Annotated in this window: 16 protein-coding genes; 1 reads left to right on the forward strand and 15 read right to left on the reverse strand. The window is 44.4% G+C overall.

Going from position 1 to position 13720, the window contains the following annotated elements; translation table 11 throughout:
* Positions 1-135: 135 nt before the first annotated feature.
* Positions 136-900: a YwmB family TATA-box binding protein gene (locus tag MHI21_RS20965; RefSeq protein WP_342418855.1), complete on the reverse strand. Its 765-nt coding sequence runs from the start codon at positions 898-900 to the stop codon at positions 136-138.
* 247 nt (positions 901-1147) lie between these two features.
* Here MHI21_RS20965 and MHI21_RS20970 point away from each other — a divergent pair, with 247 nt between their 5' ends.
* A complete protein-coding gene (locus tag MHI21_RS20970; protein WP_209949688.1) occupies positions 1148-1612 on the forward strand; it encodes a hypothetical protein in 465 nt (154 codons plus the stop codon).
* A gap of 75 nt (positions 1613-1687) precedes the next feature.
* Here the strand turns inward: MHI21_RS20970 and MHI21_RS20975 are convergent, their stop codons facing one another.
* The 14 genes from MHI21_RS20975 to MHI21_RS21040 form a co-directional block, all read right to left on the reverse strand.
* Positions 1688-2338, reverse strand: coding sequence for a response regulator transcription factor (locus tag MHI21_RS20975; RefSeq protein ID WP_013372995.1), 651 nt, complete (start codon positions 2336-2338; stop codon positions 1688-1690).
* On the reverse strand, positions 2316-3395 hold the full coding sequence (locus MHI21_RS20980; protein ID WP_023990236.1) for a sensor histidine kinase: 1080 nt from the start codon (positions 3393-3395) through the stop codon (positions 2316-2318). Before MHI21_RS20980 ends, MHI21_RS20975 begins: the two co-directional genes overlap by 23 nt.
* Before the next feature lie 16 nt (positions 3396-3411).
* Positions 3412-4059, reverse strand: a complete 648-nt coding sequence (gene liaF, locus MHI21_RS20985) for a cell wall-active antibiotics response protein LiaF (protein ID WP_341163143.1) — start codon at positions 4057-4059, stop codon at positions 3412-3414.
* A gap of 149 nt (positions 4060-4208) precedes the next feature.
* Positions 4209-4913, reverse strand: a complete 705-nt coding sequence (locus MHI21_RS20990; protein ID WP_061829898.1) for a PspA/IM30 family protein — start codon at positions 4911-4913, stop codon at positions 4209-4211.
* Positions 4913-5401 (reverse strand): PspC domain-containing protein, encoded by a 489-nt coding sequence (locus MHI21_RS20995; RefSeq protein WP_209949687.1) that lies wholly within the window; start codon positions 5399-5401, stop codon positions 4913-4915. The genes MHI21_RS20990 and MHI21_RS20995 overlap by 1 nt, the downstream gene beginning before the upstream one ends.
* A 7-nt stretch (positions 5402-5408) precedes the next feature.
* The gene (locus MHI21_RS21000) at positions 5409-6080 is read right to left on the reverse strand and encodes a PspA/IM30 family protein (protein ID WP_013311897.1); all 672 of its coding nucleotides are present in this window, start codon (positions 6078-6080) and stop codon (positions 5409-5411) included.
* 86 nt (positions 6081-6166) lie between these two features.
* Positions 6167-6478, reverse strand: coding sequence for a hypothetical protein (locus MHI21_RS21005; RefSeq protein WP_013311898.1), 312 nt, complete (start codon positions 6476-6478; stop codon positions 6167-6169).
* A gap of 133 nt (positions 6479-6611) precedes the next feature.
* Positions 6612-7871, reverse strand: a complete 1260-nt coding sequence (locus tag MHI21_RS21010) for an MFS transporter (RefSeq protein WP_342418856.1) — start codon at positions 7869-7871, stop codon at positions 6612-6614.
* Positions 7872-7984: 113 nt separating this feature from the next.
* Positions 7985-8536, reverse strand: a complete 552-nt coding sequence (locus MHI21_RS21015; RefSeq protein ID WP_039272741.1) for a TetR/AcrR family transcriptional regulator — start codon at positions 8534-8536, stop codon at positions 7985-7987.
* Between the two features lie 384 nt (positions 8537-8920).
* A complete protein-coding gene (locus tag MHI21_RS21020) occupies positions 8921-9160 on the reverse strand; it encodes a NifU family protein (protein WP_013373004.1) in 240 nt (79 codons plus the stop codon).
* 321 nt (positions 9161-9481) lie between these two features.
* Entirely contained in the window at positions 9482-10879 is a 1398-nt protein-coding gene (gene sufB / locus MHI21_RS21025) for a Fe-S cluster assembly protein SufB (RefSeq protein ID WP_342418857.1), read from the reverse strand.
* A 43-nt stretch (positions 10880-10922) separates the two neighbouring features.
* The gene (sufD, locus tag MHI21_RS21030) at positions 10923-12206 is read right to left on the reverse strand and encodes a Fe-S cluster assembly protein SufD (RefSeq protein WP_342420232.1); all 1284 of its coding nucleotides are present in this window, start codon (positions 12204-12206) and stop codon (positions 10923-10925) included.
* Between the two features lie 47 nt (positions 12207-12253).
* Complete coding sequence (gene sufC, locus MHI21_RS21035; RefSeq protein WP_061829905.1) at positions 12254-13030, reverse strand: Fe-S cluster assembly ATPase SufC; 777 nt, start codon at positions 13028-13030, stop codon at positions 12254-12256.
* On the reverse strand, positions 13011-13532 hold the full coding sequence (locus tag MHI21_RS21040; RefSeq protein WP_061829906.1) for a MarR family transcriptional regulator: 522 nt from the start codon (positions 13530-13532) through the stop codon (positions 13011-13013). Before MHI21_RS21040 ends, sufC begins: the two co-directional genes overlap by 20 nt.
* Positions 13533-13720 lie beyond the last annotated feature (188 nt).

Raw genomic sequence — 13720 nt, forward strand, 5'->3', positions numbered from 1 at the left:
TCCGCATGTAGTATTGTGTATATTTATACAAGATCATACTTGATTTTCGAAAAACATGGAACTAAAGATTTGATGATATTTTATCATATCCTACATGGATAAGCTATCCGATGAATCATAAATTTACCTTATAAGTCAGTATTCAATCGTGATGAGCGGGAAACCGAGCGTTATACGTGTATTCTGCTGCTCCCTATCTTCATGTACAGCCATCTGCATCTGGACCTGATGCTCACCGCTTTGAATCATTAACGGCAGCTCTGGAGCTTCATAGGATATAGCCACAGTAGTCGCATCCGTATATCTTTCTTTGGCCTGCATGGAGATGTTCTCTGCTAAGCTCGCCTCTGTCAGTTTCAACAGTTGATCTTTGGATTCCTTTGTATGCAGCGAACGCTGAAGGGCTGTGTTCCACTGCGCTTGAATCCCCATAGATTTTAATTGCTCAGCACAAAGCTTATGAAGCTGAATCAACCGCTCACGTCCTGCATTATTACTCTCCAGTTGAACAACTACATACCATTGTCCAGTTTGACGTTCCATCACATTTAAGCGGATTCTTAGATCCTCACTATGACGAACAGAACGATAAACCGTGTGTCCATTTTCTACGAGTTTGTTTACTGTGGGTATATTCAGCTGATCGGCTATCTGTGCCGCCACATCTGCCGGCTCTTCATGGTTAGAAATCCAATCGCCTTGCCACTTCACAACCAGCTTATCCAACGTACCCGGGGTCTGATCCGAGATGATTAACAATGAGCGTAAAGCCGTTTCTGCCTCGCGGGAGTCATTTCGGTTTGTCTGAAGGGTTCCGTAACGCCAGCCAGCTAGTACCAGCACCGTTCCTAATACCAAAATTACAATAATCCCCTTTTTAATCAGCTCTGCTTTTAACATTATCGTTCCCCCCGCTCCACAACCATCCGATTCCCACACCTACGCTCTGGATACTTTCTTTTTCGGCTGGATTGAAATCTATGAATCTATCAATAGCATTCCCATTGTCAGAGGTTTTATACACACAGCACTACGGCCAAGCCCTTCTAAAATATTCATCTGCCTACTGGGTGTTCGACCATACATCGTAGGCACCGTAAGAATAGACTATGATCACAATGCATCTTACACCAAAAGAGGTGAAATCATGTTTCCGATTTATCCTGTAAATGAAGCCAATGTGGCACCTCATGGTGGACGTCTGGTCTGTGCCGTTATGCGTGATGGTACACGACACATCGGCATCTTAAGTGGGTGTAGCAAAGGCAAGCTGATGTTGAACGGATATCCACCTTCTTTTCCTGGCAGTCTTTATGCCGGGAGCTACAGTAACAAAGGAAAACAATCCCCCAAAAAGAATTCCTCTAAAAAGAAAAAAAGGAATCCTACAAACAAAGCTCGTAGCTCTGCCAAACTAAATGCCTTAATTAAGCCGCCCAACGCACCTCTGAGTCCATCCTTTCTTTATGACGCAGGCGGCTTTGCTGGAAAGGGCTATAGTAATTATGGAAATGGTAGAACAGGCTATCGCGGTGGGTACGGCGGATATGGATACGGGGCAGGGCTTGCACTTGATCTGGCTTTAATCGCCTTTTTATTCCTCCTGATCTAAACAACTTGTTATGGAACACAAAAAAACCGGAGGACTATTGTCGTCTCCGGTTCTTTGTATTCGTTTATTCTACTTCTACTCTGCTAATCCGTTCTTATAGGCATAGATTGCCGCCTGTGTACGGTCTTCCACTCCTAATTTAGCGAGAAGGTTCGTGACATGGAATTTTACCGTCTTAATCCCGATAATCAGCTCATCTGCGATATCCTGGTTAGACTTCCCTTGTGCCAACAGGCGAAGCACCTCCATCTCACGATCAGTCAGCTCCGTATGCGCGGGTGCCTCAGCCTGTGGCTGGCGGAATCGATTCATCATCTTGGAGGCCACCTGTGACTCTAGTACGGACTGTCCGCGTGCAGCTGCACGGATGGCATCCGCTATCTCGGAAGCACGAGACGTTTTGAGCAAGTAGCTGAATGCCCCTGCCTCAATGACCGGATACATTTTCTCATCGTCCAAATAACTCGTCAGCACAATCACCTTGGTCTCTGGAAGCAGGCGAGTTACTTGGCGTGTCGTTTCGATGCCATCCATGCCATCCATGACTAGATCCATCAAAATCACATTTGGCTTGTATTCAGAAGCCAACCGTATGCCTTCTTCTCCGCTTCCGGCCTCGCCGACCACTTCAATACCTTCTTCCGTCCCCAGCACCGCCGCAAGACCAATCCGTACCATTTCATGGTCGTCTACCAGCAGTACGCTAATCGGTAATTCCGTTTCCATGATCATCGTTCCTTCCGCTTTCATCATTAATAACTGGCACGGACACCTCGATCCGTGTTCCTTTTCCCGGAGCCGTTATATACTGAATAGCTCCCCCAATCTCACTGACCCGCTCCTGCATTGTGGATAATCCATATGAAGTCTGCTTTTTCTCATCCAGTTCAAAACCAATACCGTTGTCCCGAATCGTCAGCCTGATGGAATCTGGACGTTGCACGATACGAATTTCCATACGGGTTGCTTTGGCATGACGCAATGTATTAGACATCGCTTCCTGAACAATACGAAACAAGTGGTTCTCAATGCCTTTAACCAACTGTACTCCGCTTTCAATCTCAAAATCAATCTCCATCGGTACCTTTGCCTGCAACTCTTGTACCAAATCACGCAAACCCTGCTCAAGCCGTTTCCCTTCCAGATAGACAGGCCGCAGATGAAGTAGTAACGCCCGCATTTCGGATTGTGCCACGGAAGACATTTCTTCAATTAGCGCAACTTGACGCTGCGCTTTATCAAAATCCTTATCCAGTGTCCTCCCCACAGCCGTTGCCGTCATTGAAATAGCAAATAATTGCTGTGATACGGCGTCATGCAACTCTCTGGCCAGCCGCTGCCGCTCCTCCACAATCGCAGTCATCCGTGCCTGTTCTGCCAGCTGAGCATTATCCGTAGATAAGCGTTGTAAAGACGTAACTTGTTCCTGCCATTTACGCCCAATCCGTTCCAGCTGCTCACCCAGCCTGCCAAGCTCATCATGCCCTAGGGGCGGCAACTCACGTGCTGGCGTTCCCTTTTCCCACATCAGCAACGTCTCTCTCAACATTTCCAGTCTGCTTTTAAAGCGGTAGCTTTCATAAAATCCGTACATTGCCCCTGTACCAATCAACACCAATATAACGGCTCCTGCAACTTTCAATATCATTCCCCAGGTTGGGAACGACTTCACATATCCATATGTATACAGCATATAAAAGACAACTACGCCCACAACAACACACAGGAGGATACCTTCACCCATACTGCGGGTTACCATGTTGGACGTTTTTTTATGATTCATCCCGGCTCCTCCTGATTCAATAAAATCGGACGCGGACATCGCCCGCCAAGTACGAAACGACAAACTTCACTTTATACTCACTCTGCTCAAAATGGGGAGACTTCCAAACCAGTCGATTGAGCATCCCCGCCTCATGATCCCGGTCAAACTGAATCTGTCCGAACAATATGAACATCTCCACCTCTACACCGTAATTATCCGGTAAGGTGATGTCAATGTCACCGAAGATCCCCTGTAAAAATATAACGGGCTCACGTTCCTCTGGGAGAGCCAACGTCAGGTCGGCGTCCACGTCCCCAACCACATGCCATATGCTTGTGCTGCGCAGGCTCCAAGGCACTTCATCCCATTTATGATTGGATATAAAATTGTGCTTGAATATGGAGCTTTGACCTTTATGCAGCTTCCTTGAACGTGAATAGAATACAGCTAATGATGCTAGTGTAACTACCACAAACAGGAACAAATGATCCAGTACTAACAGTCCAGCACCCATCGCGAGCATCGTGTAGCCCTTTTTGATTTTGGAATTGCGGATCTTATATATTCCGGCCAACATTAGGATCAGTGCAACCACGGAGAGGAACCCAATCCACTGACCGAATAAAATGATAATCCCGATGCCAATCCCTGCCAGTGCCAAGGCCGATTTTCTTCTCTCCATGCTGCACCCCCTTTTTGTTTATACAGGACGGAAAAGCCATAGTGGCGCAACATTCCGCCATATGGCTTTCCTGAACCATACAGATTAGGCACGATCATCGACCAATGTCCATTCCATACAGCATATCATAATGTCTTGTTTCCGAGTAGTCAGTCCTTCTTCATATCGACTGGTTTAGCACCTGTCTGAATTTTGGACTTAAGCTGTTGAAGCTGCTCATCCACTTTAAACTGTTTTTCAGCCTCAGCCGGATTAACATATGCTTCTCCTGGAGCTTGACGGTAAGGAGCACGCAGTACGTCAGCTTCAGCTTCCATTTGCATGATTTTTTCTTCCATACGGTGGAAGCCCAGTGAAGCAGACCCACTTTCAATCGTGTGCAAACTATTGATTTGAGACATTTGCTTTTTAGCTTTCGCCATTTGAGCACGGGATACCAACTCATTGCGCTTGTTGCGCATTTTATAGAATTCATCTTTCATGTCGTGAAGCTGCTGTACCAATTCTTTTGCTTGAAGCTCAGCTTGTGTATGCAAGTCGCGGTATTCGTCCTGCTTCTGCACAAAATAAATCTTCTCTCCCAACAACTTGCGCGCTACTTCTTCCTGACCATTTCGCAATGCGGATTCAGCTTGTTTCTCACGCTCATTGGATACACGTACCGCTTCCTCCAAACGCTGTTTCATACGTCGTTCATTCGCCATTTGCTTGGCAACCGTTACCTCAGCCTCGTGAATTTCCGCCTCCATATCGCGCAGATATTGATTCAACATAATAATCGGATCTTCCACTTTATCCAACACTTCATTCACCGATGCTCTTGTCATATCCTTCATTCTTTTAAAGATCCCCATTATTTACGATCTCCCTTCTCAAATTGCTCTACTTTTTTGCGTAACTCTGCCAATTCTTTTTTCATTGCCTTTTTCTCGATATCTTCCATCATGGAATCCAGGTCACTGTTCTGACCTGTGTTAAATTTAGATGAGTTGCGGGCATCTTGACCAAAAAACGGGTTCGAATTGCCATATGCACCGCCCTGGTTGTAACCAGTTCCCGGCCCATACTGCGATCTTGTATTGTTACTGCCATAATAGCGTGGATCCTGTTGATTGTAGGGTCCGCTGTCAGGGCCAAATCCTCCATCGAAAGGAGATCTCGGCTCCTTGGAGATAACTAGGGCCGCAATCACATAAATCATAAATGTGGTTCCTGCTGTAATAAAGAAACTGATCACAACCAGAATACGAATCCATGTTGAGTCCATTCCTGTTGCGTCAGAAAGACCGCCACATACACCTGTTATTACTCTATCCCGGCTTGATCTGTAAATTCGGGTCATTATCAAATTACTCCTTCCCGCTGTTGTTCAGCTTGCTTTTCAGTCTCGCCCACTCTTGTTCGAGCAGCGATCCACCGCCTTGGGCATCCTGTGCATGGTCGCCCTCACCCCGACGTAAATCACGCAGACTCATCGTTTCTGCTTCCATATCGGCTACCCGGTCTTCCAAGCGGTTGAACATTCGGGGAACATTCCGTCCACCGTATGTACCAGCCCGTTCGTTCATTTGCTGCTGGAGTCTCAACGTCTGTACACGTGCCGCATAATACTGACGCTTGCTGTGTACCGTTTGATATTCTGTCTTTAATGTATCTAGCTGTTGTTCTAGCTCACGTAGTGATTCACGGCTCTGCTCCCACAGTTCTCTATACTGCTCTTCTTTTTCTGCATATAGCATTTTCTCCTGAAGGGCCAGCTTCGCGATATGTTCTTCATCAGCCTTCAAAGCCAGTAGCGCCTGTTCCTCCCGTTTGGTCTGCATGGACAATGCATGATCCAACTGCTGCTTCATCTGTCTTGTATGCATCGCATACTGTTGATGGAGTTTTTCCGCTTCGGCAATTTCCTGGCGGGTATTATACAAGAACTGGTCAATCAGTTGCACTGGGTCTTGGCTTTGTTCCAAATGCTCATTGAAGGTCGCTACCGTGATATCGCGCATTCTTCGAAAAACACTCATTTGCGTCTGCTCCTTTCACAATTCGTATTCCATAATTCAACACTTAGTTACTGAAATCTTTCTTAATTCTTGCTAAACTGCTAAAATCAGTAACGTCTTCTACGGTCACTCAGCAGGGAAACACCAAATATGATTAATCCGATTGCCAGTAGCGGTCCCAGAAGCCAGGACAGTTTGCCAAGCAAAATCAGTACCCCAAGTACGAGTACGATCCAGCCGAAGAGCGCATTTCCTTTTTTCACACCGTAGTAGCCTAGCATCACCATAGCTATCGGAATTAAGTAACCAATCAGATGTCCTAAAAAGTGACCGAAAAACGGAGTAAACTTACCGAGCAGCATAATCGAACCCAACACGATCAGTACAATGGCTAACCCATTCCCTTTGTTAACTCTCATCATCTCTCACCGCCTTTCACTGTGTCTTGCTTATGTCCTTATTGTACGCTGAACTAGCGTTTGACAAAACGGACCCCAGACGGTTTTTGAACCTAGACCTAAGTCGGGGATGAGTATAGACCTGCGGCTATCCTCATCTACGCTGTTCTGCTGTACGGGCTATCGAGTGTTGCTCACCCGCTTGCTTGGAACGTAGTGAAAGGACGAGACAAGCCAGTAACGCTATAGCTGCAACCATATAAGGCAGATTAATATGAACATCGAACAGCAATCCCGCAACAAGCGGTCCAATCACATTACCCAAGCTGGTATAGGACGAGTTCATGCCTGCCACAAAGCCTTGCTCATCTCCAGCCTGCCGCGATAGAGAAGTGCTTACTGCCGGACGAAGGATATCCATAGCCAGAAAAATGATGAAGATCGTCAGCATAATCATCACGTACTGTTCAGCAAATAGGGTTAGAAAAATGAACAGGCCCCCAATAGCCAAACAGAGGTGAATTACTTTTTTCTCTCCAAAACGATTAATGATCCATCCAAATATAGTCGCTTGGACAACTGCTCCCAAAATGGAGCCTGTCGTTATGATGATGGCAATATCCATCGGTGTAAAACCATATTTATGGTCAACAAACAGTCCAAATACTGTTTCAAAGTTCGCTAACCCAAAAGCAACGACAAATACAATGAGTAAACCCATGAAATATGGAGATTGATATGACTTGGCAAATTGCTGCAAAAGATTTTCTTTTTGACGTGGAAGCTCTCTATTATATTGTTGCTTTTCCTTGCTTAAAGACTCAGGCAGTACTAACAGAGACAAGATAGCTGCTATTCCCGCAGCTCCTGCTGCCGCAAAAAAGGGAATGCGTATTCCATATGTGGCAAGCAATCCGCCAATCCCTGGCCCGATTATGAAGCCTGTGTTGATCGCTGCATTGATCATGCCCATTCCCTTGCCTCTTTCCTCAAACGAGGTCACGTCAGCGACATAGGCCATAATAGAAGGAGTAAGCAACGCTGCCCCTGCTCCACCCATGATTCGTGCTATGAACAGGGTAGGAATGGAATTCGCCAGTCCAAAAACAAGCTCTGATAACATGAAGATGAACATCCCAGAAACAATCAACTTTTTACGTCCATAACGATCAGACAACTTTCCTGACAATGGTGATAACAAAAGCTGTGTCAACGCAAAAGCTGCAACCATCAGTCCCATCGAGGAACCATTCATCCCTAGCTCACTTATAAACTTAGGTAACACAGGGACAACCAATCCAATCCCCATGAATGCCAAAAAAATGTTAAGCATCAATAACAGCATTGCTCCTCGATTTCTTGTGAGTATAGACATATTTCCACCCTTCCTTTTCCGTATCTCTTTATTCAGCATTAGGTAAACTTCATTATTCTTTTTCAAAAACAATTGAAACTAAAATTGTTTTCTTAGTTTTCATATAAAAAAATGGCCTCTTCAAATATGCAGCATATTGATGAGGCTATTTTTTATTTTTCGACCAATCCGAACAACAAAATATCTACAATAGAATAAGTTGCTTCCTCTACCGTCACACTGTTATCCAGAAAGAAACGCTGATCAAGCGTTAAATTTACAGATTCAATAATAAGCTTCATGATCAGAGCCTCATTTTTGTTCACAATAATTCCTTCACGGATGCCTTCCTGAATTAATGTTCTAATCGGAGACCAGTCATTTAAATCGGCATGTACCCTTTTCCATTGCTCAGGATAATACTTTTTCATCTGGTCCAATATTCTTAAATCGTAAAACTTATAATACAGAGGCATGACCCTAATCGACTGCTTAATCTTGTCTAACAAAGATAACTCATTATTTTCGATAATCTGCTCAGTTTTTCGAATCATATCATCATTTGTACGCTCAATAAGTGTTTCTAAAATAAGCGTCTTAGACGAAAAATTTTCATACAATGTACGCTTACTAATAGCGAGTCTTTTCGCAAGATCATCCATCGTAAATTTCAATCCATTTTCATGAACTTCATCTACAAAAGCCTCCAAAATTCTTTCCTGCATATTCATCCTCATTTCTCTTGTACTTAATAAACTAAAAATGTTTTTTCAGTACCACCATCTTACTATAAGATTAAAGACCTGGTCAAATCCATGTTAACCTTGTTGCCAAAATCATGAATACATAATAAAAAGGATGATAAAATGCCTTTAAGCATTTTATTATCCTTTTGTGTATACCGGCGAGAGGACTCGAACCTCCATGGTTTCCCACTCGATACCGAATACAATCTTTCTAATACCTTGTTTGATGAAGGAAAAAAGTGTTGCTCGTCGATTTCGACCCGCAAAGTAATCTGTCGATGTACTTTGGTATTGAGCAGCGGGATCAACTTCCGTAGCTATGGTCTGCGACAGGACTAACTCAGTTGCTCAGTATCAAGGAATTTAGAATACTTGTACAACTTCTTTAATATCATCAATTTCCTCAAGAATTGCGCGCTCAATAGCAACCTTTAACGTAATCGTAGCACTTGGGCAACCATTGCAAGCTCCCAAAAATCTTAATTTTGCTATACCGTTCTCAACCTCGACCAGTTCAGCATCTCCACCGTCACGCAGTAAGAAAGGACGTAGTTTGAGAAGAACTTCAGATACTTCATCGAATAAAACTCCATTTTCATCCATTATGTCAACTCCTCCCATTGTTTTACCAACCGTCAATTCAGACCTTTTTTCACCCTAGATCGTCTGAGTGATCCTTTGCTTTTTGCCTAAGAGTGACCTGTTGATCCGAAAGTTCCCTTATAAGCGTATGAATAGAGTCTAAAGGTATCATCACACCACAACTTGCGCTCAATCCTGACAGCATATTGAAGCAGAACTGAAGTTTTCGTATCTCTCGGGTAATTTGAGCTAGTTCTGAATCGTCCGAATTATTTTTCTTCATTACTAGCACCTCGCACTTCTTTAAAGAATGATAAAGGTTTGATCTATTAAATTAATGAATCAACCGATGCTTCCTTCCATCTCAAATTGAATCAACCGATTCATTTCAACGGCATATTCCATTGGCAATTCTTTGGTAAACGGTTCAATAAAGCCCATTACAATCATTTGTGTAGCATCTTGTTCTGTAAGCCCGCGGCTCATTAAGTAAAACAATTGTTCCTCGGACACTTTGGATACTGTTGCCTCGTGCTCCAAAGTAATCTGATCGTTTTTAATTTCATTGTACGGAATCGTATCTGATGTTGACATGTTGTCCAATATCAACGTATCGCACTTAATATTGGACTTGGACCCTGCGGAATCGCGGCTGAAGCTGGACAACCCTCGGTAGTTTACTTTTCCGCCCTGCTTGCTGATGGATTTGGATATAATCGTAGATGTTGTCTCGGGAGCAAGGTGAATTACCTTCGCGCCAGCATCTTGATGCTGATCTTTACCGGCTACGGCAATAGACAGGATGGACCCCTTGGCTCCCCGTCCTTTCAATAATACTGCCGGATACTTCATTGTTACCTTGGAGCCGATGTTGCCGTCCACCCATTCCATTGTGGCATTTTCTTCTGCCACAGCCCTTTGGGTTACCAAGTTGTAGATATTAGGAGCCCAATTCTGAATGGTCGTGTAACGGACACGGGAATCTTTCCGGCAAATAATTTCAATAACTCCACTATGCAGAGAACTGGTACTATAAATAGGTGCTGTACATCCTTCAACATAATGGACAAAGCTACCCTCTTCGGCAATAATTAATGTCCGCTCGAATTGACCCATATTTTCAGAATTAATACGGAAATAACCTTGTATAGGAACCTCGCACTGAACACCCTTCGGAATGTATACAAAGCTACCGCCTGACCAAACCGCACTATTAAGCGCCGCAAATTTATTGTCGGCGGGAGGGATGATCGTCCCAAAATGTTGCTTAAACACTTCGGGGTATTGCTTTAATGCACTATCCGTATCAAGGAAAATAACGCCCTGATCCTCCAGTTCTTTCCGCATGCTGTGATAAACTACTTCCGACTCATATTGAGCGGATACGCCCGCCAGGAACTTTTGCTCCGCTTCAGGGATTCCCAGCCTGTCAAAGGTTGCTTTGATCTCGGAAGGAACCTCCTCCCAGGTCTTTCCCTGTTTTTCAGAAGGGCGAACGTAATACTGGATGTCATCAAGATTTAGCCCGGTCAAATCCGCTCCCCATTCAGGCATCGGCATTTTGTAGAATTGTTTCAAAGCTTTCAACCGAAAATTGAGCATCCACTCCGGCTCTTCCTTGATTCGGGAAATTTCCCGGACAATCTCTTCCGTCAGACCTTTTCCAGATTGAAAAATAGACTGGTGCTTGTCGCGAAACCCATATTTATATTCGCCCATATCTGGTGCTTTTTTAGCCATTAGTATCACTCCTTTTTAACCTTTCAAGATTCATTTTGATTTGCTATGATCTGCCGAGCTTGCTTTCTACTAAATCTTTTAGGCGACTGCGAACACCTTCCAGCGGGATCTCCGAAATGACAGGAGCGAGAAATCCGAAAATAACAAGATGTTCGGCTTCACTCCGTGATATCCCGCGCGACATCAGATAATAGATTTGCTCTGCATTTACTTGCCCCACGGATGCAGCATGACCCGCGGTTACATCATCCTCATCTATCAGCAGGATCGGATTGGCATCGCCGCGAGCTTTAGGACTTAGCATAAGCACGCGTTCTGTTTGCTGACCATCACAATGGGTTGCACCTTTTTCAATCTTTGTAATGCCGTTGATAATGGCCGTAGCTTCTTCAAGCATGACTGCACGCGTAATCATCTGGCTTACCGAGCTTCTGCCAAAATGCTGAGCTTGAGTTGTATAGCTCGATTTTTGATTGCCCGTGCCAATAGCAATCACCTTATTGTCGGAGACCGCCCCGTTGCCTTGTAGCAAAGTCTTGGTATCGCTGGCGGTATAACCATTGTTCATCTCACCGATAATCCATTCCACACCCCCATCAGCAAGAACGACCGCCCGTCGCTGGGTGAAATCTGTTGTAGTTGCAGCAAGCTGATGAACCGAAGCTACTTGCACCTTTGAGCCCGCCCCCGCGAAGACCTCCGTCACACCGTTATGCAATACCTTGACATCATCACCACTCGATACACAATTATCCACATAAGTGATCTTGCTGTTGCTCCCTGCCACAATTAAGACGTGAGGAGCAAAACACACACCGCTTGTATCGTTAAGAAAGATCGCTTGAATAGGTGCTTCAACCTCTACACCGTCTGGGACATATAGAAAAACGCCACCACTCCATAAGGCACTGTGTGCAGCAGATAAACGATGTTCTTCTGGCTTTACTGCCTGAAAGAGAAAACGTTGAACCAGCTCCTCATGCTCTTTTGCCGCAGTATGCAAATCCGTTAAAATGACTCCCTGGGCGGCTAAGCTCTCGGACAATTTCGTATACACTACATCCGAGTTGAACTGAACGATTAGTCCGCCTTTCACCGGAGAAGCAACCAAACCTCGAACAACCTCCGGCGCTTCCTCCAAACTAGACCACGCATTCTCGGCTTTGTAATCTCCACTTTCGTAGATATCCCATTTTTCGAGATTGATTTTCTCCACTTTAGGCAACTCCAGCGTCCCTACCAGTTCGAGTGCGTGAACGCGGCGTTCAATCAGCCAACGAGGTTCATTCTTAGCGCTTGACCATGCGCGTAAATCGTCCACATTCATTGAAACTCTAGCTTGTATATCCACGTGCTGTTCCTCCTCTCCGGCTTTTAAGCTTCCCTTACCGTCTCATCCGTAATCCCAAGTTCCTCCTTCACCCAATCGTACCCTTCAGCCTCCAAACGGTGTGCAAGCTCCGGACCGCCAGATTTAACTATCCGGCCTTGCATCATGACATGCACAAAATCCGGGGTAATATAATTCAACAGTCGTTGATAATGGGTGATGATTAAAAAGCCTCTATCCGGGCTGCGCATCTCATTTACGCCATTGGCCACAATACGCAGTGCATCAATATCAAGCCCTGAGTCCACTTCATCCAGGATCACAAACTTGGGTTCAAGTAGCATCATTTGCAAAATCTCATTCCGCTTTTTTTCACCGCCAGAGAATCCCTCATTCAAATAACGATGCACAAATTCCGGGTTCATCTCCAGCCCCTTCATTTTGCTCTCCATTTCACGGATAAAACGGATTAAGGATATCTCATCGCCTTCTTCACGCCGTGCATTGATGGCACTTCTGAGAAAGTCCGAGTTGGTCACGCCAGCAATTTCACTTGGGTATTGCATAGCGAGGAACAAGCCTGCCTGGGCACGCTCATCCACCTCCATCTCCAGAAGGTCTTCATTGTCCAATGTCACCTTACCGCCAGTAACCTCATATTTGGGATGGCCCATTAAAGCTGAAGCCAATGTACTTTTTCCCGTCCCATTAGGCCCCATAATCGCATGAATCTCTCCGCCATGAATCTCCATTGTGAGCCCTTTTAAAATTTCTTTCCCTTCAATCTTGGATCTTAATTCCTCAATCTTTAATGTCGTCATTTATCGTAAACTTCCCTTCGGAGTATTCTTCGGCACGCGCCACCAAATCACTCATAAATTTTCCAATAGTCTGCAGTTCAACCTCTGAATAGGATTCAATGAATTGGTAAAACCTTTCTTCTTTTTCTTTGTGCAGTTCTTTATGCAAATGATAAACGTGTCTTCCCTTATCCGTTAAACTAAAGTAAATCTCCTTACGATTGCTGTTCAGTTGACTTCTCATAATGAAGCCCATTTCCAGCAGCTTTGCACTAATTTTAGTAATGCTAGCTTTGGACAACCCCATCTTCTCCACAATCCCGGTATGATTTATCGGTTCATAATCACCAATGCAATCAATAACGTGTACACTAGTAATATTGTTGGAGAGCATGTCAATCTCATACTTTCTGGCCTGTTGCCGAAACGAGTTAAATTCTTGTTCAGTATACAGCTCATTCAGATGTAGCATTTTAATATATTGCTCGTAAAGATGACCTTTAAAATGATTTTGAAACTCCAATTTCCCAATCTCCCCTCTCTTGTAGTAGTTGCAGATCAAGTTCAGTGTCACCATTAGATTATTTTTTGTTCACTAGTGAACAAAATCATATTAACACAATTGATATTGATAATCAATATCAATTGTGTTGAATGTGACGCAATTTTGGAGGCGCTTTTCATGGGTTTGTTGTCATTGTCATCGGCCTC

It is taken from the genome of Paenibacillus sp. FSL H8-0168, from assembly GCF_038592955.1.
GTDB classification, from domain to species: Bacteria; Bacillota; Bacilli; order Paenibacillales; family Paenibacillaceae; genus Paenibacillus; species Paenibacillus polymyxa_B.

Excerpts from the sequence above, each read along its gene's own strand:
- sufB (WP_342418857.1), bottom strand. The coding sequence starts at position 10,879 with ATGGCTAAAAAAGCACCAGATATGGGCGAATATAAATATGGGTTTCGC.
- liaF (WP_341163143.1), bottom strand. The coding sequence starts at position 4,059 with ATGGAGAGAAGAAAATCGGCCTTGGCACTGGCAGGGATTGGCATCGGG.
- MHI21_RS20975 (WP_013372995.1), bottom strand. The coding sequence starts at position 2,338 with ATGGAAACGGAATTACCGATTAGCGTACTGCTGGTAGACGACCATGAA.
- MHI21_RS20990 (WP_061829898.1), bottom strand. The coding sequence starts at position 4,913 with ATGGGGATCTTTAAAAGAATGAAGGATATGACAAGAGCATCGGTGAAT.
- MHI21_RS20995 (WP_209949687.1), bottom strand. The coding sequence starts at position 5,401 with ATGACCCGAATTTACAGATCAAGCCGGGATAGAGTAATAACAGGTGTA.
- MHI21_RS21015 (WP_039272741.1), bottom strand. The coding sequence starts at position 8,536 with ATGCAGGAAAGAATTTTGGAGGCTTTTGTAGATGAAGTTCATGAAAAT.
- MHI21_RS21005 (WP_013311898.1), bottom strand. The coding sequence starts at position 6,478 with ATGAGAGTTAACAAAGGGAATGGGTTAGCCATTGTACTGATCGTGTTG.
- MHI21_RS20980 (WP_023990236.1), bottom strand. The coding sequence starts at position 3,395 with ATGAATCATAAAAAAACGTCCAACATGGTAACCCGCAGTATGGGTGAA.
- sufD (WP_342420232.1), bottom strand. The coding sequence starts at position 12,206 with ATGAATGTGGACGATTTACGCGCATGGTCAAGCGCTAAGAATGAACCT.
- MHI21_RS21020 (WP_013373004.1), bottom strand. The coding sequence starts at position 9,160 with ATGGATGAAAATGGAGTTTTATTCGATGAAGTATCTGAAGTTCTTCTC.
- MHI21_RS21000 (WP_013311897.1), bottom strand. The coding sequence starts at position 6,080 with ATGAGTGTTTTTCGAAGAATGCGCGATATCACGGTAGCGACCTTCAAT.
- MHI21_RS20965 (WP_342418855.1), bottom strand. The coding sequence starts at position 900 with ATGTTAAAAGCAGAGCTGATTAAAAAGGGGATTATTGTAATTTTGGTA.
- sufC (WP_061829905.1), bottom strand. The coding sequence starts at position 13,030 with ATGACGACATTAAAGATTGAGGAATTAAGATCCAAGATTGAAGGGAAA.
- MHI21_RS20970 (WP_209949688.1), top strand. The coding sequence starts at position 1,148 with ATGTTTCCGATTTATCCTGTAAATGAAGCCAATGTGGCACCTCATGGT.
- MHI21_RS21010 (WP_342418856.1), bottom strand. The coding sequence starts at position 7,871 with ATGCTGAATAAAGAGATACGGAAAAGGAAGGGTGGAAATATGTCTATA.